This is a genomic window from uncultured Hymenobacter sp. (genome assembly GCF_964242765.1).
Lineage (GTDB): Bacteria > Bacteroidota > Bacteroidia > Cytophagales > Hymenobacteraceae > Hymenobacter.
In genome coordinates this window covers 63,410-84,420 of record NZ_CAXTBM010000004.1, presented here as the reverse complement: position 1 = coordinate 84,420, position 21,011 = coordinate 63,410, and the positions used below count along the sequence as shown (strand labels likewise).

The following is a 21,011-nucleotide window of genomic DNA, read 5'->3' as shown; positions in this document are numbered from 1 at the left end:
GGCCAGACAGGGCGCCCTAGCTAAGCAACCAGCGCTGGTAGGCTTTGGCCGAAGGTACCGTTAGTACGCACAAAGCTAGCAGCAGCACGCCACACGCTACCAGTTCCAACGGGCTGCGCGTAAAAACATAGGAAACCAGCAGCGGCAACCCCAGCAAGCTCAATAAGCTGTTGCGCAACAGCATGCGACTCTGGTACACCCGCAGATTCTGCTCGGCGGGCCGCCGCAGATTGGGCGTCATGCGGCGAGAAATCAAATACAACAGCACCCCCGCTAGGGGCAGCAACGCCCCCAGCAGCAACAACAGAGGCCACGACGCCAGTGTCGGCTGCGGCGAAGTGCCCCCCGCCACCTTGTTGCCACCGGCCAGCACAAGGGCCCCCATCAGTAGTGCCTGTACGGAGTAGTGCAGCCAGTGTCGCCACCGGATGCGCCGGATAGCTCGGTGGAAATCAGCGTCGGTCATGGTAGGGTGGAAGGGAGCCGGCGTTTATGCGGAGCAGGGTTTAAGTAGCAAGCTATCAAACAAGCATACCAGCATACGAAGCTCTCAGCTGAAAGTCAGAAAAACCGACCGACTCTTGATCTTCAACAAATTAAAAACGTAACTTAATACTAATCACCAGCCACCCCTGCCATGCAATACTCCATGCCAGCCCCGTTTGTAGGCGTCCGTACCTTTGTTTTCCGGCGCTATATTACGCTCCGCTATCATTTAGTTGCGCCTGCGGCCGACCTAGCTGCCAAAGCGGCTCGTCGGGCCCGCAAGCGGCGGAAGAAGGAGGTGAAAGATGAGCGTCTGCGCAATTTCTTCGGCTGGTGTGAGGGATGTGCAGCCTACGGCTCAATATTCTAGAATTTACTAATCATAAAAACGGAAAGCGCCACCTCTAATTGGGTGGCGCTTTTTTATTTTATAATAATGACGACTTTTGCCGTTAAGAATCATTTTATTCAATTATTAAAGGATAAATATAGTATTGAATAATTGTTTTTGACAGTTTGTAATGAAATTTTTATTTAAATAGCTAATTGAATTTTGTATTCCTCAATAGCTTCTCGAATAGCATTAACGAATAGCCAGAAGTTGATATTAGTGCTGGTTTTTCTTTTGCTACGGCTATTCACGCCATAAAGTGATTCGCGGAAAGTGCTCGTTAGCTCGAACTGCGCGCCGGCATTTCGTTTGTTTTTGTTGATAATATTCTTAGCTAGATTTCCATCTAGCATTTCCTGGCTAGTTATATAAGCATTAAAGCCAGCTCCTACCAATCGTGCTTCCAATAATTCCTTAAATGGTTTATCAAGGCCACCTATTAAGCATGCTTTATATCCCATCCCGGTACTTTCATTAGGTTGATTATCAGTACAGCCATGAAAAGAAAGGCTGATAGTGCTATTACTTGCCAACTCAGTAGCTACAGGGTCATCATAATGAGAGGCGGTTACATGTAATTTGCCGTTCTGCTTATTAGGATTGATGCCATTGAAAATGAAATAATCATATGTCTGCGATGTTGCAGGTTGGCCATTGAAATCACTGGTAAAGCCAGCAGTTGCCAAAGCCAGCTCCGTCGTGCCACTTTCTATACTGCCACCATGAGGAGCCATGATAAATATTGAATTCTCCTCGTTATCGTTTTTCTCTGTTTCATAATGCCAACGGTGCCTATACCATTGTTTGGTGAAATTAGTGCCTTCAATTTCTTCGGCATACAAGTCTGTCATGCTGCAATAAAAATCACGTCCTTGTGGCATAGTTTTGCCTTTTTATATTGAAAAGATATTAATATAATTATTGAAAATGGTATTGGTAATTCCGTAGATAATTATGAAATAAGCTTACTATTTTTCACCTGAAATTATTATTGTTCCGTAATCGAGGGCAAGTGATTCATTAGAACTATTTTCATTCAGTAAATGAAATACTGAATTTTTAATTTGCTCTTTTGTGTTATCATCAGCTTTACTCATGGCCGCAACTACTGGAGCTGCTACATCATTCATGAAGCTCCAATAATTAGCGGTGGTTCCGGCATTTAGCTTGCCGGTTACTTCCTTTTCCGTGGTGTTCTGGAATCCGGCCTGCGCAAACAAATCGGCTAGAAAACTAGGTGCAGCACAGCGAAACATACCGGGCGCCCCTTGCGGCGGCGCGGGCAGCTGCATGTGCTCGTTGATCACGCTCATAGTAGCCGTAATCCAGAAGTTTTTATTGGGTGCACCCCACACGGCGGCAGCAATTCTTCCTCCAGGTTTGAGTACCCGGGCCATTTCCTTAGCGGCTAACAGCATGTCGGGGAAAAACATAAAACCAAAACGACAGCTAATAGTGTCGAACGTTTCGTCGTCAAACGGTAACTCACAAACGTCGCACCGAACAAACTCACAATTGGTAATTCCTTTTCTCAAGGCATTATCGCGGGCGACATCCAACATGCCTTCAGCAAGGTCCGTGATAACCACTTTCCCATTCGTGACGATAGGTGCAATTGTCAGGCCTGGCTCGCCAGTGCCGGCGGCAATATCTAGCACTACGGCAGTAGGTTTCAACTTCAGGGAAGTTATAATCTCTGTTCCCATCGGCCTCAACCAGTCCATCGTGAAGTCATCCCATTTTCTCCAGCCTGCCGAAAACTTGTTCCAAGTTTCTTTCTGCTGTTCCCGGATTCGTTCCAGTTGTGCTTCCATAGGGTAGGTTTAATCTGTGGTGATGCGTAGCAGGTATAGCAAGCGCCAATCGTGCATTTCCTAGCCGTTGGTTTCAAGTGGCTGGATGAGCTGAGAAGGAAGGACTTGTCATGCCATATGTTAATATATGTAATACTTAATATTATGTCAAGTATGTACTTCGCCACCCGAGCGCATAGCGTTTCTGCTAGCCGAAATACCGCTTTTACGGAGTTTGAGAGCCTACTCAATGCAAAAACGCCACCGATTAAGGATGGCGTTTTTGCGTTAGGCGAGCAAATCGAAAAGTGGTTTATGTTCCGCATGCTATACTCCTGGCCAGGAATCTAGCTGTTTGCTTATGGTGAAGCCATTTAACTTCTAGTGCGAAATAGAATTTCTATCTAATCTTCATACGCCTTAGCTCATAGAAATCAGGCTTGCCTTTTTCAAGGAGCACTTTTTGCCCTCTTTAGCTTCTTCGGAGAGGCGAGGTAGATATAGGGGGGCTGGCCCTGTGCTATCAGGGGAAGGCTTATTTCTCGGCGTACACTTCCTTTAGCTGCTTGGTCAGATAAGTAAAAGAAAGCGGTATATCAGTACCTGGGTTAGTTGTGTTGCCCTCAATAAAAATGTTGCCTTTGTAGTTCGCCTTTCGCAGCGCTCTTAAATAAGGCTTGAAATCATCGCCTTGCACACCCGGAAAAGAGCGGGTTTGTTTTTCAGCAATTTCGCAGTGAACCAATAGATCTTTTGCGTCAATAATGCTTTGTGGCGATTCGCCCCCACGCATCATGTGAAAAATATCGGCGTTGAGTTTGAAGTTCGGATGATTAACCGCCCGTACGACATCCGCTGCTGACTTTAGAGAAGTCAGAAAATTTGTTTCGGAAGCTTGCAGGCTTTCAATGGCAATCATAATCTTGTGCTTCTGAGCTGCAACGGCCAGTTTGCGGCACAGGACGACAAAATCGGCTTGGGCTTTCTGCGCATCGTAGCCGTCCGGAATCCTGCGTGCGCCGCCACTACCCAACACAATTACAGGAATACCGGCCTGTTGGGCTCTCGAAAAAGCACTGTCGACATACGCTACCACTCTGGCATCGTCCACATTAGGTCCGGCAATTTTTATTTTGCCGGTAAAGAGAATATTGCAGAGATATACTTTGCATTTTGCCTTTTTTATCCGGGCCAGGTTTCGTTGGAACTGCTCTTCTGAAAGAGAGGGTGAAATCGTGCGACTCACAGCCTCACCTAGCATCCGAAAACCGGCGGCGTATAGCAGGCTATCCTGCTCAAGTGGTGCCACAAGGCCTATCTGCGGAACAGATTCTTTACTTGGAGCAAAGCTGAGCGAAGTAGTAAGTGCAACGGACAGTGCCAACACGGTTATGAACCTCATAGAACAGCTGAGTTTAGATGAATAGCATAAAGTAGATATAAAGTTAAGCTTTCGTGCTATCTGATAAACTAATTCACGTACTGCCTCCCATCACTCGTGCTCTGCTAGTACAGGTTTGCGGCTCCTCTAGAGAGCTAGAAAACTCGCCGAATAGCGGGCATGGCTATACACTTGCGCTAACTGGGTACTTTGTTGGCTCGCAATCATAAACTCGAAAGGCTCTATATCCCATCTGACAGGGATGTAGAGCCTTTCGAGTTTATTGCGCAAATGCTGACCGTTACGGGAATTTCGGAAACTTCGAGAAGTCGGGCTTGCGCTTTTCGAGGAAGGCGTTTTTGCCTTCTTTGGCTTCTTCGGAGAGGTAGTAAAGCAGCGTGGCATTGCCGGCCAGCTCCTGAATGCCCGCCTGGCCGTCCAACTCGGCGTTGAAGCTGGACTTGAGCATACGGAGCGCCAGCGGGCTTTTCTCTAGGATCTTGTTGCACCACGCCACGGTGGTTTCTTCGAGCTGCTCCAGGGGCACCACTTTGTTTACGAGGCCCATATCGAGGGCTTCTTGGGCGTTGTACTGGTCGCAGAGAAACCAGATTTCGCGGGCTTTCTTCTGGCCCACCACGCGGGCGAGGTAGGAGGCCCCAAAGCCCCCATCAAACGAACCCACATTGGGGCCGGTCTGGCCGAAGCGGGCATTTTCGGCAGCAATACTTAGGTCGCAGACTACGTGCAACACGTGGCCGCCCCCAATGGCCCACCCCGCCACCATCGCCACCACTGGCTTGGGAATGGAACGGATCATTTTCTGTAGGTCCAGCACATTGAGGCGGGGCATGGCATCGTCGCCGACGTAGCCGCCGTGGCCGCGGACGCTCTGGTCGCCGCCCGAGCAGAAAGCTTTGCCGCCTTCGCCGGTAAGGATAATGACGCCAATGTCGGTGCGGTTGCGGCAGATGTCCATCGCCTCAATCATTTCCTGCACCGTCAGAGGCGTGAAAGCATTATGCACCTGCGGGCGGTTGATGCTGATTTTGGCAATGCCGCCTGACTGCGTGAAGAGAATTTCGCGGAACTCCTTGATCGGAGTCCAAGTAAGTTGTTCGGCCATACGAAGTGAAATAAAGAAGCATCAATCACTGCTTGTTTCCTGCAAGCCGATGCTAGGCAGAGAACAAGTAGTAGGGGAATTAGGCAAAAGCGGCTTTAACAGCCGCACGATACTGTTCGAAAAACGCGGCGTTGGTTTTGCTTTCGGTGGTTATTTCAAGCAAGGCCGCGCCGGTTTCCAACGCAAAGAAAACCGGTAGCGCCGACTCTAGTTCGGCGAATGATGAAACTTGGAAGTACCGCAGCTTAAAATCCCGGGCGGTGTTCTCGGCCGTCAGGGCCTGGTGAGTCTCAAAGTACTCGTCCAGTTCCGGCTGCTGACGTGGCCCATCGATGATGCGGAAAATGCCGCCACCGTGGTTGTTGAAAACCACCACGCGCAGATTAGGCGTCGGGTAGTTGTGCCAGAAAGCGTTCCGGTCGTAGAAAAACGCCATATCTCCGGTCAGTAGCACCACGGGCCGCTCGGGTTGCGCCAAGGCGGCGCCCACTGCCGTGCTGTTGCAGCCATCGATGCCACTGGTACCGCGGTTGGCAAAAACCTCAACGTCAAGTTCACTAGGTAGCCCCAGAATATTAGCGTAGCGCACCGTCATGCTATTGGCGAGGTGCAGCGCCGTGCGGTCAGGCAGCATTTGCAGGCAGCGATACATAGCCGTAAACTCGTTGAACGGCTGTGCTGGTTGCTGTATGAATTCCAGTAGAAAATCGGTAGCTCGGTTTTCTGCCGCTAGCCACGGCTTCAGGTATTCCGCTTTAGCTGAAGCTACTGCCTCCTGTAGTTGCCCGTTGCTCGATGATGTTAGGGGAGTAGGCGGAATGAGAGGCGTTGCTACCCGGGTGGCATCTTGCGCAGCGGTGTGGCCCGGCAACGCAAAACGGGGATTTAGCGCCTCAGAAACTTCCGTACTGCCCTCTGCACGGCGTGACTCTTCTGCTAGCAAGGAAGCAAAAAAGTCAGCTGGCTCCAGCGGTACCACTTTCGTGAGCGACTGGAACGTATCGGCCGCGGTGCCAGCCGGCTGGATGTGCCAATGTTGGGCTGGCTGCGCGTTGCGGAGGTAGAGCTTGAGCGCCTTGGAGATAAGCGACTGGCCGAAGGTGATAAGCAACTCTGGTTTCAGAGCCTTTTTCAGATTCTGGTCCAGCGCAGCCATTACGATGTCTTGGCGGCCGAATGGACGGTGGCTGTGCTCGTTGTCAGAAGGAGTTGGCAGGTGCAGGTTGGCAATCAAGTCACCTACCACTGGCACCTGGAAGGCGGCGGCAAACTTGCGCAGCACTAGCAGTAATTCCCTATCCGCGGGGTGCTGGCCCGCTACTACCAACACGCGACTAGCGCTACGAATAGCGTCGAGCAACTCACGTAGCACGGTAGCAGGCAACTGAGGTCGGGTGGGTAGCTCACGCGTCGCTTTCACATCCTGCTCGTACCGGATTTCCTCGCCCTGCTTCGGGTAGAAAGGCTCCCGCAATGGCACGTTTACCTGCACGGGTCCCGCAGGTCCGGCCTGCGCCAAATTGATGGCCTCATTAACAATGCGCGCCGCATGCCATTTGGCATGAGCGTGCGTGGTGTCAACCGGAAACTCGAACGCGCCTTTGGCGTGGGCACCATACAGATTGTGCTGGCGAATGGTCTGGCCATCGAGTTGGTCTATCCACTCCGGGGGACGGTCGGCGGTGAAAATTACCAGCGGAATATGCTGAAAATAAGCTTCTGCTACGGCTGGCGCGTAGTTGAGGCCCGCCGTGCCCGACGTGCAAACCAACACTACGGCCCGCCGCTGCACCTGCGTCATACCCAACGCAATGAAGGCGGCGGCGCGCTCATCGGGCACTACCCGTACCGTCAGATTGGGGTGACGGGTAAAAGCCAGCGTCAGCGGGGCCGAGCGGGACCCAGGAGACAGCACCACGTCCGTAATGCCATGCCGGGCACAGATTTCAGCAATATTATGAACAGCCTGCATAGAATAGCTAAGTGGGGGAGTAACGACGTGATGAAAGAAGTGAACGTTGTAGCCAGCTTTGTGGCGGTCTGCTTACGCAGAGATACTTCTACTCTTCGGTCATACACTCGATGGCACCACCATAGGGTGTAAAACCGCCCCGGCGGTGGTTAGCTTTAATTCGGTTTCCTGCCATTCACGAGCGGGGTCGGAGTCGATGGTGAGACCAGTGCCAGCGTAGAGAATGGCTTCGGCGGGACGCAACTGGAGGCAGCGCAGGTTTACGTAGAGGCGTGAGACGCCGGCCACCGGCAAGTTTACGGGCCCCAGGAAGCCGCTGTAATAGGCCCGGTCGTAGCCCTCGTGCCGGTGTAGAAAATCGAGGGCCGCCTGCTTGGGCATACCGCCCACGGCCGAGGTAGGATGTAGCAGCCGCAGCATATCGGTGCCCAGATTTGGGAATGGCACTTGGCGCAGGTTAACCTCGAAATCGGTGCGTAAGTGCAGCAATTCGCCCGCTGCTACCGTACGGGGGCCGGTTTCGTCGTATTCGCGCAGCCGCAACTGCTTGAAGCAGCTCACGATATAGCGCGCTACCAAGGCCTGCTCTTCGATTTCCTTTTGCCGCCAAATAGCCGTGTTGGGCGCTTGTCCGTGCACAAGGGGCTGAGTGCCGGCTAAAGCCATGGTGCGGAACGTGTCGTCGGCCGTAACTTCGGCCAACACCTCGGGCGTAGCGCCCAGCCACGTGCCCACGCCCGGCACGCTCACCAACGACACGAAGGCCTGCGGGTACTTTTCGCTTAAATCGGCAAAAGCCAGTAGCGGGTCGAAGCCGGGCGCCAAGGGCCAGCGGGCCGCCCGCGACGACACCACTTTCCCCAGTGTCTTGGCCTCAATGGCCGCTACACCGGCACGAACGAGCGCCGAGTACTCGGTCTTGGTGGCGGCGTGCGGGGCGGGCTGCGTACTATAAGGCCACGCCAACGGCTCGACGGGTGCCATGGCTAGCCAGGCGGTCAGGGCCGGAATCAGCGACCGGGCCGCCGTCGCAACCGCTACGGTATCAGGCTGGGCGGTATTGAAAAGCACATCCGCAGGCAGAAACAAGGCCGGGTTGTGGTCGGAGTCGCGGAACGGAAAAAAGGCGAAGCCGGCCGGGGCGGTAGCATCAAGAGCGGGTGGCAGACCCGTATAAGCGGCTTCTAACGTGCGGGCCACCACTAGGCGCGGGTGCGCCGTACCTGGCTCGCGCCACACCGCCAAGGGGCGGCCGGTGCGCAACGCTCCAGCCACAAGGTGGCGTAGCCGGGCAGAGGCGCTCAAGCCTATCGTTGCCGCCGGCCAAGGCAGTTGCCGAAGTTCGTCGGGTCGCTTCATGCTTGCGGCTGGGCCGCGGGAGGTAAATCGACAACGGCCATGGTGATGCGGCTGATGCAAACCAGCGCGCCGGTTTCTTCGTGCGTGATGCGGATTTCCCACACCTGCGTGCTGCGGCCCACATGCAGGGCGGTAGCATGGCCCACCACGTAGCCCGATTTCACGCCTTTGAGGTGATTGGCATTGATTTCCAGCCCCACGCAGGCTTTTTTGCGTATGTCAACCTGTAGGGTAGCCCCGATGCTGCCCAGCGTTTCGGCCAGGGCGACGGAAGCACCCCCGTGCAGCAAGCCCATGGGCTGGTGAGTTCGGTGGTCAACGGGCATACGGCCCGTTATCGTCCGCTCACCAACTGCCGTTATCTCGATGCCAAGATGTTCACCCAAGGTGTTCTTAGCCCACGCGTTGATTTGGGCAGGATCAGTGGGGAATTGTGCCATATGCAATGAAAAATTGTAGCATTGGGGGCTTGTAAGGCCAGAAGCAACGGTACTTCTAAAGGATAAACAGCAAAGCTAGCCGGAAAGTGAGCGTCAAAAAAATATACCTAATCCGTCACGGCCAGACCGATTACAACGTGCAAAACATTGTGCAGGGCAGCGGCGTCGATTCAGATTTGAACGATACGGGTCGGCGGCAGGCCGAGCAGTTTTTCGCCGCCTATCAACATATGCCGTTCGATAAAGTCTACACGTCGGTGCTGCGCCGCACCCATCAATCGGTGCGCGGATTTCTGGAGCTAGGCCTGCCGCACGAGCAATACACGGCCCTCAACGAGATTAGCTGGGGCGTGCGCGAGGGTACCCGCATCACCGCCGAAGAAGACGCCGAGTATCAAGGTGTGCTCGACCAATGGGACCGGGGCGAAACCCACGCCCGCCTCACCGGCGGCGAAAGCCCTGACGAAGTAGCCGCCCGGCAGCGACCTTTCATCGAATTACTAAAAAGCCGCCCCGAAGAAGAAAATGTGTTGATCTGCATGCACGGCCGCGCCATGCGGGTGCTGCTCTGCCAACTCCTCAACTATCCCCTCAGCCGGATGGACGCTTTCGAGCATCGCAACCTGTGCTTGTATAAGTTGCACTACACGGGCTCTATGTTTACGGTGCGTAACTTCCTGGACGTAGCCCACCTGGATTGATGGAGATGCATTAGCCGCAAGGAGTGGGGCCCATAAAGTGAACTTGACGAAGCGCATTTTGCTATCTTTTCGCGCATTTACCTGGGAAAACACGACTTCATTTCATCACCAATTATCGAACATGATGCTTTTGCCACTTGCCTTCCGTCGGTTGATGCTGCTGTTGCTCTTGAGTGGCAGCGCCGCTAGTGTTGCGCAAGTTGCGCTGGTAGCCCAGCCGGGTGGGTTGGTGCCAGTGGGGCTGGGCTGGGCGCGCAACAACGTGAACGGGGCCGTGTTCCGCAAAAACTCCGTGGTGACGCACCAGCAAACACAGTACACCGCCTTCTATGATTCGGTGGGATATATCGTGCTGGGGCGCCGTACGCTGCCCGCCGGCACTTGGCAAGTGCAGCGCACCCGTTACCAAGGCAAAGTGTCGGATGCGCACAATATTATTAGCTTGATGGTGGATGGCGCGGGTTATCTGCATTTGTCTTTCGACCACCACGGCAACCCGCTGCGGTACTGCCGCAGCGTTGCGCCCAACTCCTTGGAGCTAACCGACCTGCTTCCCATGACCGGCAAGCAAGAATCGAACGTGACGTATCCGGAATTCTATCGGTACCCCGACGGCGACTTGCTATTCGTGTACCGCGACGGTAGCTCCGGCAATGGCAACATGGTGCTCAACCGCTACAGCACCAAAAGCAAGCAGTGGACGCGCCTGCACGACGTACTGATTGACGGCGAAGGCCAGCGCAATGCCTACTGGCAAGCCACGCTCGACGCCCGTGGCACCCTCCACGTGTCGTGGGTGTGGCGCGAGTCGCCGGATGTGGCTTCCAACCACGATATGGCGTATGCCCGCTCCTTGGATGGCGGCAAAACCTGGCAGAAAAGTACGGGCGAAGCCTACCAACTGCCCATCACCGAGAAAACCGCCGAGTACGCCTGCCGCATTCCGCAGCGCAGCGAATTGATCAACCAGACCTCTATGGCGACCGATGCGCAAGGCAACCCCTACATTGCCACTTACTGGCGGCCCGCTGGCTCCACGGTGCCGCAGTACCAGCTGATTTATCTGGCCAACAAGCAGTGGCGCGTGGCGCAAGTCGGGCAGCGCACCACGCCGTTCAGCTTGAGCGGAGCGGGTACCAAGAAAATCCCGATTTCTCGCCCCCAAGTGGTTGTTGGCAACGGCAAAAGCAACCCGCCGGTGTACGTACTATACCGCGACGTGGAGCGCCAGGATCGGGTTTCAATAACGCAGTGCCCCGACTTAACTAAAAACCAATGGACCACCAAGGATTTGAACACCGAGCCCGTCGGTAACTGGGAGCCGAGCTACGACACCGAACGGTGGCGGCAAACCGGCCGCCTGAATTTGTTTGTGCAGCGGACTGGGCAAGGCGACGGGGAGACGCTGGAAAAGCTGAAGCCTCAGCCGGTTTATATTCTCGAATGGGCTCCTTAGTTGGCTTGCTACGGAAAGCAAACCCGATGCAACATACTATTGCCTACGCGTGCGTTATTTCCGACCGCAAAACCCTGGCTGTAACTAGGCGGTATGCATAATCCTGAATTCCCTAATTGACCGGCGGTTTGCACCGCCGGATTTTCGGGCTAATTTTGACGCCCACTCATTTCAACCGCAGAAGCAGATGGCCGAGATCATAAAAATGCCCAAAATGAGCGACACAATGACGGAAGGCGTCATTGCCACTTGGCTCAAGAAGGTAGGCGACAAAATAAAGTCCGGCGACGTGCTGGCCGAGGTGGAAACCGACAAGGCCACCATGGAGTTGGAAAACTACGAGGATGGCACCCTACTTTATATTGGCCCGAAAGAAGGCGAATCGGTAGCCGTGGATGGCATTCTGGCCATCGTTGGGAAAGAGGGCGAGGACTTTTCGGGCTTGCTATCCGGCGGACAAGGCGGCGCTGCTCCCGCGGCAACTGAGGCACCCAAAGCCGAAGCCACCCCCGCGCTCCAAGCGCCTGCGGTGCCAACTCCCGCGCCTGCCCCGGCTGCCACTCCGGTTTCGGCGCCCGTAGCCGCCGCGCCCGCTGCTCCAGCCGGCAACGGCAAGAAAGCTACTGTGGTGCGGATGCCCAAAATGAGCGACACCATGACCGAAGGCACTATTGCGGCCTGGTTGAAGAAGGTGGGCGACAAAGTAAAGTCCGGCGACGTGCTGGCTGAAGTCGAGACCGACAAGGCCACGATGGAGCTGGAAAACTACGAGGATGGCACCCTGCTTTATATCGGCCCGAAAGATGGCGAAGCCATTGCCGTAGATGGCGTTTTGGCCATCATCGGGGAAGAAGGAGCCGACGTGCAAGCCCTGCTCGGCGGACAGAGCGGCGGTAGCGCCGCCCCGGCGGCCCCAGCACCAGAAGAAGCTGCTCCGGCCGCTACGGCTCCCGCTGCCGCTGCCGCCACGCCCCAAGCTGCTACCACTACCCAGCAACCTGCTGGTGGTCGTTTACTGGCTTCGCCGTTGGCCAAGAGCATAGCCAAGGAAAAAGGCATCGACCTAAATACCATCAAAGGCTCCGGCGAAAACGGCCGCATTATTTCCCGCGACCTGGAAAGCGCACAGCCGAGTGCCGCACCAGCCGCTCAGCCTGCCGCTGCTCCTGCTGCGTCGGAGCAGCCCGAATACATCAAAGCGGCGCTACCCGAAACGGCCGCCCCGAGTGCGCCCGAGGCCAAGGCGCCGGCCGCGCAACCCGCCTCGCAAGACTACACCGACACGCCCGTGTCGCAGATGCGCAAGGTTATTGCCCGGCGCCTGTCCGAGAGCTTGTTTACGGCCCCGCATTTCTATCTGACGATGGAAATCCTGATGGACCGGGCCATGGAAGTACGCACGCAACTCAACGCCCTGTCGCCGGTGAAGCTTAGCTTCAACGATTTGGTTATCAAGGCCGCTGCCGTGGCGCTCAAGCAGCACCCGGCCGTTAACTCCTCGTGGCTCGGCGACAAAATCCGTCAGAACAAGGTGGTAAACATTGGCGTGGCCGTGGCCGTGGACGAAGGCCTATTGGTGCCCGTGGTACGCAACGCCGATGGCAAAGGCCTCTCCACTATTGCCACCGAAGTAAAAGAGCTGGCGGGCAAAGCCAAGAGCAAAAAGTTGCAGCCCGCTGAGTGGGAAGGCAGCACCTTTACCATCTCCAACCTAGGCATGTTCGGCATCGACGAATTCACGGCCATCATCAATCCGCCCGATGCGTGCATCTTGGCGGTGGGCGGCATCAAGCAAACGGCCGTGGTAAAAGACGGGGCGCTGACCATCGGCAACATTATGAAAGTAACGCTCAGCTGCGACCACCGCGTAGTGGACGGGGCAACTGGTGCGGCTTTCCTTCAAACTCTGAAAAGCTTGCTCGAAGACCCCATGCGCATGCTGATCTGATAGAAGGTCAAGAGTTCATGCATTCTAAAAAACCAGCCTGCAAGGGCTGGTTTTTTTATTTATTCACTTTATTGAGAAATTATATGTTTTCCTGCCCTGCTCACCCCGCACTACCAAACTTTCACTTCATTGATTTCATGCTATGAAACACTTTGTACCAATCACACTGATGTGCTTAACGAGCGTGGTTGCTTTCGGGCAGGGCCAGGCGTTAACGGGGCAGGTGCTCGACGCAGCCGGTAAGCCCGTGGTGGGCGCCACTGTGGTCGAGAAGGGTACCAACAACGGTACCGGGACGGGCGCTGATGGCCGATTTACGCTCCGGGCCCGCTCTGAGTCGTCAAGGCTGGTGGTAAGCTCCATCGGGTTTGCCAGCCAGGAAGTAAGTGCCAGCGGCGGCGCCCTAACCGTACGTTTGGCCGAGGCCAGTACCAGCCTCGACGCCGTGCAGGTAGTTGGTTCGCGCAGCCAGAACCGCTCCGTTACCGATTCGCCCTCGCCGGTAGATGTAATCGATATTCGGGAGGTGACGGCCAAAACCGGACAGCTCGACGTGAACCAGTTGCTGCAATTCGTGGCGCCCTCGTTCAATTCCAACCGCCAGACCGGCTCCGACGGCGCCGACCACGTAGACCCGGCCAGCCTGCGCGGCCTTGGTCCCGACCAAACCCTGGTGCTGGTGAACGGCAAGCGGCAGCACCAGTCGGCCCTCGTGAACCTGTTCGGCTCGCGGGGGCGGGGCAATACCGGCACCGACCTCAACGTCATTCCAGCAGCGTCAATCGAGCGAATCGAGATTCTGCGGGATGGCGCGGCCGCTCAGTACGGCTCCGATGCCATTGCGGGCGTTATCAACATCGTGCTAAAGAAAAGCGTGGAGGAGCTTACCGTGAGTGCCAACTACGGGGCCTACGACGCCAAATACCGCTTCGACGACAAGAATTTTGATGGTGGTAATTTCAATGCCAACGTCAACTACGGCATTGGGGTAGGGCAGAGCGGCGGCTTCGTGAATGCCACGCTCGACTACAACCAGCGCGAGCATACCCAACGGGCCAACGTACCGTCGCCCGACGGCATAGCCCGCCGCCAGTACGGCGACCCGGAAGTGAAGAACACGGCGGCGTATTTGAACGCCAAATTTCCGCTCAGCGACAAAGCCCACATCTATACCTTCGGGGGCGTGAACAAGCGGGGCGGCGACGCGTACGCGTGGACGCGCTTCGCCGACGATGACCGCAACGTGCCTTCCATCTACCTCAACGGCTTCGACCCCATCATTACCAGCGACATCTGGGATGGCTCGGCCGTGGTAGGGGTGCGGCTGCTAGCCGGCAACTGGGACCTGGACTTAAGCAACAATTTCGGCTCCAACCGTTTCGAGTATGGCGTGCGCAACACACTCAATGCCTCACTCGGGGCTAGCTCCCCGACGTCATTCGACGCCGGCGGATTTCAGTTGCAGCAGGATGTGGTGGGGCTAAGCGCCACGCGCAACTACAAAACCGTGCTGCAAGGCTTGAACGTGGCCCTTGGAACAGAATATCGGCGGGAGTGGTACTCGCTGTTTGCCGGCGAAGAAGCATCCTACCGCAACTACGACCCGGCTGGTACGCCCGATTCGCTCAGGAAAGCCGCAGGGTCGCAGGGCTTCCCCGGCTATCAGCCCACGGATGCCATCAAAGCCAAACGCAGCAACATAGGCGCCTACGTGGATGCCGAACTGAATGTGACGCAACGCTGGCTGCTGGCCGCGGCCCTGCGCTACGAGCACTACAGCGACTTCGGGAGCACGCTCAATTACAAAGTGGCCACCCGTTTCAACCTGACCGAGTTCCTGACGCTGCGTGGCACTTACAGCACCGGCTTCCGGGCGCCTTCGCTGGCGCAGGTCAACTTCAACTCCACTTTCACCAACTTCATTGGCGGACAACCCGTGGAAGTGCTGCTGGCTCGCAACAACAGCGCCGTCACGCAGAAGCTAGGCATTCCGAGCCTCAAGCAGGAAACCTCCAACAGCGCCAACATCGGGTTGACTAGTCGGTTGGGTTCGTCGTTGAGTTTGACCTTGGACGGCTATTACATCAAAATCGACGACCGGGTGGTACTGACCAGTCAATTTTCGGCCGATGACCCCGTCATTGGTGCCGATTTGCAGGCCCTGAATGTAGGCCAGGCGCAATTCTTTGCCAATGCCGCTTCCACCAATTCATTGGGGCTGGATGCCGTACTGAGCCACACGCTTGCACTGAGCAGTGGCCGCCTCAATTCCACCCTTGCCGCCAACTTCAACCGCCTGCGCATCGACCGAGTACAAACGTCGGGACGGCTGACCGGGCGTGAGGACGAGTTTTTTGGGCCGCGCGAGCAGGCTTTTGTGAAAGCATCGGCCCCGCCATCCAAAATCAATCTCACCTTCGATTACCAAATGGGCCGCTTCGGCGCGCTCCTGCGGTTTGTGCGCTTCGCGGAAGTGACCTTGATTGATTACGACGGCGAAGAGCAGGTGTACACGCCTCGTACCACCACCGACCTTTCGCTCAGCTACGCCCTCACCGACCACTTGCAATTCTCGGTGGGCAGTTCCAACCTGTTCAATCAATACCCCACGTTCTTCAACCCGCAAGTCACGGAAACCGGCGGCGCCTGGGACCCGGTGCAGATGGGCTCGAACGGCCGATTTTACTTTGCTAAATTGCAGGCCCGTTTCTGATTCATTTAACGATTGACATTTATTATTCAACAGAAGGGGAGGCATCGGTAGTAACCAGTGCCTCTTTTTCGTTGAATGAAAGGGGTTAGATGGCAGTGGGTTGTTCCATGATAAATGTTGATTGTTAAATGAAAATACGCTCCACTACCGTCTTGGGGGTGCGCCACAACGGCGAAGTTGCGCTCGGCGCCGATGGTCAGGCCACCATGGACAAGCACGTAGCCAAAAGCAACGTGCGCAAAGTTCGCAAGCTTCAGGATGGCAAAGTCGTGACCGGCTTTGCTGGCTCCACTGCCGATGCTTTCATGCTGCTCGATAAGTTCGAGGAGAAGCTCAACGGCTACGGCGGCAATCTGCGCCGCGCCGCCATTGAGTTAGCCAAAGAGTGGCGCAAGGATCAGTACCTGCGCAAGCTCGAAGCCATGATGGTGGTAGCCGACCGAGACGAGCTACTCATCATTGCCGGCTCCGGCGACGTGCTCGAACCCGATTCCGAAGTAGCCGCCATCGGCTCGGGCGCCATGTATGCCCAGGCTGCCGCGCTGGCCCTTAAGAAGCACGCCCCCCACCTGACGGCCCGCCAGATGGTGGAAGATGCCCTGCACATTGCGGCCGACATCTGCATCTACACCAACCACAATCTGATGATTGAACAGCCCGTCTAAGGCTGGATTTGCAAGCAACCCAGGCGCAATTGTGCGCTATTCAGAATCTTCGAGGTAACCTCTAACTATTGAACGATTCCAGGCTGCAATTTGATTGTATTCCGCACACCCACTAACACTGAACCTACGATTCGATGAACGTAACGAACTTCCTTAAGCACCACTACCGCCACTTCAACGCTGCTGCTCTGATTGATGCCGCCGAAGGCTACAACAAGCATCTCGCGGAAGGGGGCAAGATGATGATTACCTTGGCAGGCGCCATGAGCACCGCCGAAATGGGCATCCAGTTGGCCGAGTTGATTCGGCAGGACAAGGTGCAGATCATCAGCTGCACGGGTGCCAACTTGGAAGAGGATATCTTCAACCTAGTCGCCCACGACTTCTACGAGCGGGTACCGCACTACCGCGACCTGACGGCGGCCGACGAGCAAGCCCTGCTGGAGCGCCACATGAACCGCGTAACCGACACCTGCATTCCGGAAGAAGAGGCCATGCGCCGGCTGGAGCACTCGGTGCTGAAGTTCTGGGAACAGGCCGATAAGGCCGGTGAGCGGTACTTCCCCCACGAGTTCTTCTACCAGATTTTGCGCTCCGGCGAGCTAGAGCAGTATTACCAGATCGACCCCAAGGACTCCTGGATGCTGGCTGCCGCCGAGAAAAACCTGCCGATTATCTGCCCCGGTTGGGAAGATTCTACGCTCGGCAACATCTTCGCGGGCCACGTTATCAGCGGCGACATCCAGAACGTGCACACCGTGCGCACCGGCATCGAGTACATGATTTATCTGGCGGGCTGGTATACCGAGCAAGCCACTGAGGAAAGCCCAGTGGGCTTTTTCCAGATTGGCGGCGGCATCGCCGGCGACTTCCCCATCTGCGTAGTGCCGATGCTGCACCAGGATCTGGGTCGCACCAGCGTGCCGCTGTGGGGCTACTTCTGCCAGATTTCGGATTCCACTACCTCCTACGGTTCGTACTCCGGTGCCGTGCCGAACGAGAAAATCACCTGGGGCAAACTGGGCCAAGACACGCCGAAGTTTATCATCGAGTCGGACGCTACCATTGTAGCGCCGCTGGTGTTTGCTATGGTGCTGGGGCAGTAATTGCCTTTGTTGTTCACTGAAAAAGCCTCCCATATCATATGGGAGGCTTTTTTAGTGAATGTCTGCTATTTGGGTGGACCTAGATGCCTGAAGTATTCAGCCACAAGTTGAGGCCGGGAGTGGCGGCGTTGGCGCGGCGAACGAAAGCCTGAATCCGTTCAGCCGAACCCTGGTAGTTTGCTAGTAGGAGCAGGGCCCTCGTTCCTGCCGAAACCTGTGGCGGTTGCGGAAGGCCATTGGCAGCAATAGTGAACTGCGGGTAAGTGCCTGGGGTCAAGGTAAGTGGCGTGGCTCCTAGTAGCCGCAGCGAGTCGCGGAGTACTCTTACCGAAGCTTGCGTTGCAGGAAGCATGGTAGTGGCGTATCCCCAGATGATGTGAGGCGGTTGAAACCATAACTCAGGCGTGGCCACATCTACTACGTCAGGGTCACTGCTGCGCAAATTCAGGTAAGCATCTTCGAGTTCTAGTACACCCGTAGTGCTTTTGTTGCCCACTTTTAGTTGCAGCGTGTACGTGCCAGCAGCTAACCCGGAAATATCAACGGATGAGGTTGCTGGGCCAGTAGAGGTCAGGCAGATACCATTGGGCTTCGTAACGCCACTGAAGGTGAAGTTTAGCTGCCTTTCGTCCTGCCTGTAATTGGTAGTGAGGGCATAGTTTGCGCAGGTATATTGGTGCTCATCATGGAAATCAAGGCGAAGCTGACGAACTGAATTAGCGTGTGTCTCTGAGGCACTCATCCAAATACAGCCGCTACTAGCCGAATCGGGCTCAGGGACTGAAGGCGACTCACAACCACTGCCAAATAGGGTTGATAGAACAAGTGATTGAATTAGGAAAAATTTGTACTTTATAAACATATGGTTGGCAATTGAGTAGTTGCTATTGTCGGGTTAATGGGCCACGAAGATGAGTGCGTAACTATCTGTAAGGTTGCATGTGCACATAAAAATTCCCTGTGGATAGGCAAAATGCAGTTCCTTAGGCCGTTGCTTTTTAGTTGGATTATTATTCTATGTAGCGTAGCCTCAGGTAGCGTTTTCGGCGGGCAAAGGTAGGAGATAAATTTACCTTTTGCCATGTTGCTCACCAACCAAAACTACCTTTGCCAGGCCCACCACCGTTGCTTTTCAGCTATGAGCCTCGATTCCGCCAGTTTCTTTCAGTACACGCCCGAAACCGAGAAAACCACCATCTACGTCCAAACCCCTGACGGAGAGGACATGGAGCCTTGCGATGCCTTGCTGGTCGCCCAAACCAAGTTTCAAAAACTGTACATTACTCTGGAAAGGAAGCGCCGCTACCTAGCATACACGCAAGTTCCCGACTCCGAAGAAATCGAAATGGAGTTTCTGCAAGACTACGAGGAAGTAGAAGCTCTGATGGAAGATGCCGGCCTCGACGGCACCCACGACGGCGAGCAGGGCATCGTGTATCACAATCTGCTGTTCCTGCTGATGAACCCGTATTAGAAGGGCTCATCTGCCTTAAACGGTGAATGTTAACTCACATAAAAAGCCCGTCACTGAGCAGTGACGGGCTTTTTATATGGAAGCTAAGCTATACTATGCTTCTGCGAAACTTGTGGCGGTGGCCGCTGCTTGCCATTGCTGCATGTCGTGCTGCACGGCGGCTATTTTCTGCGCGGCCAACTGGTAGGCATCTTCGCCCAGGAATAGGTGCAGGGGCGGGTTATCGGCCTCGCTTACCTCGATGAGAAGCGCGGCGGCTTTTTCGGGGTCGCCGGGCTGGTTGCCGTTGATTTGCTGCTCGTGCTGGGTTTGGGAGTCGCGCACGGTTTGGTAGGCGCCGAGCGGGTGTTGCGGCTTGCCCATGGAACCCGCCGACAGGAACTCGGTGCGGAAGTAGCCGGGATACACTACCGTGGCGTTGACACCGAAAGGCTTGATTTCCGCAGCAAAGGATTCGGTCAGGCCATCGACGGCAAACTTGGTGGCGCAGTAGATGCCCCAGCCGGGGAAGTTGCCCATGAAGCCCCCAATGGAAGAAATGTTGAATACACGCCCGGAGCCTTGCTGGCGCAGATGGGGCATGGCGTGGCGCAACACGTTCAGCATACCGAACACGTTCACGTCGAAGTTCTTGCGGGTTTCTTGGTCGGAAAGTTCTTCTATCGCGCCCAGTTGCCCAAAACCGGCGTTGTTGACTAGCACATCGAGCCCGCCGAGGGTGCTGATGGTAGTCGCAATGGCTTGTTGCACGCTTTCTTCGTTGCCGAGGTCCATGTGCAGAGGTAAAAACCGGCCGTTGCTAGGCGGCACAACTTGTTTCAGTTCCTCTAGGTTGCGGGAGGTGGCTGCTACCGAATAGCCGTGGGCCAGTAGCCGTTGTACCAGCGTCAGGCCTAGGCCCTTCGATGCGCCGGTCACAAACCAAATGTTCTTGGAATTCATGCTCTTGATAGTTTTCGTTGTAAGAAAGAGAATCGTGTAGGGCTAGGCTTCCGAATAAGTAGAGCATAAGAAAAGCAGTTGGAAAGTGAGCAAGTAGGGGTGGAGACGGTTGGGGTTGCTTTTTACTGTAAACGGAAAGCAGAAAGTCGGATTTACCCAACGCCAGAGGAAGCGTCACTTTTCCAGGCTTGTCTGCTGCTACTCCGCAAATTCAGTTGAAACGGTGAGGGGTTGCCACGCCTGCATTTCCCGTCCGAAGGTTTCCAGCTTCTGCGTGGCTCGTTGGTAGGCATCCTGGCCAAGAAGCAAGTGCACCGGCGGGTTAGACTCGGAGGCGACTTGCATAATGGCGGCTGCGGCCTTTTCCGGGTCGCCCGCTTGGGCGCCGTTCATGGCCAGGTATTTCTCGTGCGAGGCACGTACGGCTTGGTACGCCTCAAGGGGTTGCTGCGCAAATACCAGCGACTCGGGCGTGAGAAAGTTGGTGCGGAAGGCGCCCGGTGCCACGGCCGTAACCTTGATGCCAAACGGGGCCACATCCTGCGCCAAAGCTTCCGAAAAGCCTTCTACCGCAAACTTGGTAGCCGCGTAAATGGCCCATCCCGTAGCCGGCGTAATACCAGCAATAGACGAAATGTTGAGAATGTGTCCGGCTTGGGCCTTTCGCATATACGGTAGTACCTGCCGAATTACGTTCAGGCCACCGAACACATTCACATCGAAAGCTTGGCGCGTCTCGGCATCAGTAAGTTCTTCGATGCTGCCGCCAATGCCGTAGCCCGCATTGTTGACTACCACGTCCAAGCGGCCGAAAGTGTTAATAGCTTGCTCGATGCCCTGCCGCACGCTTGCTTCATCGGCTAGGTCGACTTGCAGGGGCAGAAAAGCAAAGGAAGTAGTGCCTACGGCTTGCACGAGGCTGGCCTGCTTGCGGGAAGTGGCTGCTACGTGGTGGCCTTCGCGCAGCAGCCGTTTCACCAGCGTAAGCCCTAAACCCTGCGAAGCGCCGGTGACAAACCAAATTTTGGGGTTGCTCATAGTTTGCTCTGTTTGTACAG

The 21,011-nt window shown here is 55.5% G+C and carries 19 protein-coding genes; 8 read left to right on the top strand and 11 right to left on the bottom strand.

The window, feature by feature from the left end; translation table 11 throughout:
- Positions 1-16 precede the first annotated feature (16 nt).
- The gene (locus ACFE7X_RS02790; RefSeq protein ID WP_375434136.1) at positions 17-466 is read right to left on the bottom strand and encodes a hypothetical protein; all 450 of its coding nucleotides are present in this window, start codon (positions 464-466) and stop codon (positions 17-19) included.
- A 171-nt stretch (positions 467-637) separates the two neighbouring features.
- Between ACFE7X_RS02790 and ACFE7X_RS02785 the strand changes: the two genes are divergently transcribed.
- Positions 638-856 (top strand): hypothetical protein, encoded by a 219-nt coding sequence (locus ACFE7X_RS02785; protein WP_375434135.1) that lies wholly within the window; start codon positions 638-640, stop codon positions 854-856.
- Between the two features lie 164 nt (positions 857-1,020).
- Here ACFE7X_RS02785 and ACFE7X_RS02780 read toward each other — a convergent pair whose 3' ends face one another.
- From ACFE7X_RS02780 to ACFE7X_RS02750, 7 genes are all read right to left on the bottom strand, one after another.
- The gene (locus ACFE7X_RS02780) at positions 1,021-1,728 is read right to left on the bottom strand and encodes a poly-gamma-glutamate hydrolase family protein (RefSeq protein ID WP_375434134.1); all 708 of its coding nucleotides are present in this window, start codon (positions 1,726-1,728) and stop codon (positions 1,021-1,023) included.
- A 117-nt stretch (positions 1,729-1,845) separates the two neighbouring features.
- Positions 1,846-2,691: a class I SAM-dependent methyltransferase gene (locus ACFE7X_RS02775; protein WP_375434133.1), complete on the bottom strand. Its 846-nt coding sequence runs from the start codon at positions 2,689-2,691 to the stop codon at positions 1,846-1,848.
- 514 nt (positions 2,692-3,205) lie between these two features.
- Complete coding sequence (locus tag ACFE7X_RS02770) at positions 3,206-4,072, bottom strand: sugar phosphate isomerase/epimerase family protein (RefSeq protein WP_375434132.1); 867 nt, start codon at positions 4,070-4,072, stop codon at positions 3,206-3,208.
- A 280-nt stretch (positions 4,073-4,352) separates the two neighbouring features.
- Positions 4,353-5,177, bottom strand: coding sequence for a 1,4-dihydroxy-2-naphthoyl-CoA synthase (gene menB, locus ACFE7X_RS02765; RefSeq protein ID WP_245119021.1), 825 nt, complete (start codon positions 5,175-5,177; stop codon positions 4,353-4,355).
- A gap of 79 nt (positions 5,178-5,256) precedes the next feature.
- On the bottom strand, positions 5,257-7,149 hold the full coding sequence (menD, locus tag ACFE7X_RS02760) for a 2-succinyl-5-enolpyruvyl-6-hydroxy-3-cyclohexene-1-carboxylic-acid synthase (RefSeq protein ID WP_375434131.1): 1,893 nt from the start codon (positions 7,147-7,149) through the stop codon (positions 5,257-5,259).
- Positions 7,150-7,248: 99 nt separating this feature from the next.
- On the bottom strand, positions 7,249-8,508 hold the full coding sequence (locus ACFE7X_RS02755) for a chorismate-binding protein (protein ID WP_375434130.1): 1,260 nt from the start codon (positions 8,506-8,508) through the stop codon (positions 7,249-7,251).
- Positions 8,505-8,948, bottom strand: a complete 444-nt coding sequence (locus ACFE7X_RS02750; protein ID WP_277229285.1) for a hotdog fold thioesterase — start codon at positions 8,946-8,948, stop codon at positions 8,505-8,507. Before ACFE7X_RS02750 ends, ACFE7X_RS02755 begins: the two co-directional genes overlap by 4 nt.
- An 86-nt stretch (positions 8,949-9,034) precedes the next feature.
- Here ACFE7X_RS02750 and ACFE7X_RS02745 point away from each other — a divergent pair, with 86 nt between their 5' ends.
- From ACFE7X_RS02745 to ACFE7X_RS02720, 6 genes are all read left to right on the top strand, one after another.
- Entirely contained in the window at positions 9,035-9,649 is a 615-nt protein-coding gene (locus ACFE7X_RS02745; protein ID WP_375434129.1) for a histidine phosphatase family protein, read from the top strand.
- A 121-nt stretch (positions 9,650-9,770) separates the two neighbouring features.
- Positions 9,771-11,105 carry a BNR repeat-containing protein gene (locus ACFE7X_RS02740; protein ID WP_375434128.1) on the top strand — a complete coding sequence of 445 codons (1,335 nt, stop codon included), beginning with the start codon at positions 9,771-9,773 and terminating at the stop codon, positions 11,103-11,105.
- 187 nt (positions 11,106-11,292) lie between these two features.
- A complete protein-coding gene (locus tag ACFE7X_RS02735) occupies positions 11,293-13,053 on the top strand; it encodes a pyruvate dehydrogenase complex dihydrolipoamide acetyltransferase (RefSeq protein ID WP_375434127.1) in 1,761 nt (586 codons plus the stop codon).
- A 142-nt stretch (positions 13,054-13,195) separates the two neighbouring features.
- Positions 13,196-15,766, top strand: coding sequence for a TonB-dependent receptor domain-containing protein (locus ACFE7X_RS02730; RefSeq protein WP_375434126.1), 2,571 nt, complete (start codon positions 13,196-13,198; stop codon positions 15,764-15,766).
- Between the two features lie 128 nt (positions 15,767-15,894).
- Positions 15,895-16,431, top strand: coding sequence for an ATP-dependent protease subunit HslV (gene hslV, locus ACFE7X_RS02725; protein WP_375434125.1), 537 nt, complete (start codon positions 15,895-15,897; stop codon positions 16,429-16,431).
- A gap of 134 nt (positions 16,432-16,565) precedes the next feature.
- Positions 16,566-17,537 carry a deoxyhypusine synthase family protein gene (locus ACFE7X_RS02720; protein WP_375434124.1) on the top strand — a complete coding sequence of 324 codons (972 nt, stop codon included), beginning with the start codon at positions 16,566-16,568 and terminating at the stop codon, positions 17,535-17,537.
- Positions 17,538-17,616: 79 nt separating this feature from the next.
- Here the strand turns inward: ACFE7X_RS02720 and ACFE7X_RS02715 are convergent, their stop codons facing one another.
- Entirely contained in the window at positions 17,617-18,279 is a 663-nt protein-coding gene (locus tag ACFE7X_RS02715) for a hypothetical protein (protein ID WP_375434123.1), read from the bottom strand.
- A 396-nt stretch (positions 18,280-18,675) separates the two neighbouring features.
- Between ACFE7X_RS02715 and ACFE7X_RS02710 the strand changes: the two genes are divergently transcribed.
- Positions 18,676-19,011: a hypothetical protein gene (locus ACFE7X_RS02710; RefSeq protein WP_375434122.1), complete on the top strand. Its 336-nt coding sequence runs from the start codon at positions 18,676-18,678 to the stop codon at positions 19,009-19,011.
- A 93-nt stretch (positions 19,012-19,104) separates the two neighbouring features.
- Here ACFE7X_RS02710 and ACFE7X_RS02705 read toward each other — a convergent pair whose 3' ends face one another.
- Both ACFE7X_RS02705 and ACFE7X_RS02700 read right to left on the bottom strand, forming a co-directional pair.
- Positions 19,105-19,953, bottom strand: coding sequence for an SDR family NAD(P)-dependent oxidoreductase (locus tag ACFE7X_RS02705; RefSeq protein WP_375434121.1), 849 nt, complete (start codon positions 19,951-19,953; stop codon positions 19,105-19,107).
- A 198-nt stretch (positions 19,954-20,151) separates the two neighbouring features.
- Positions 20,152-20,991, bottom strand: a complete 840-nt coding sequence (locus tag ACFE7X_RS02700; protein ID WP_375434120.1) for an oxidoreductase — start codon at positions 20,989-20,991, stop codon at positions 20,152-20,154.
- Positions 20,992-21,011 lie beyond the last annotated feature (20 nt).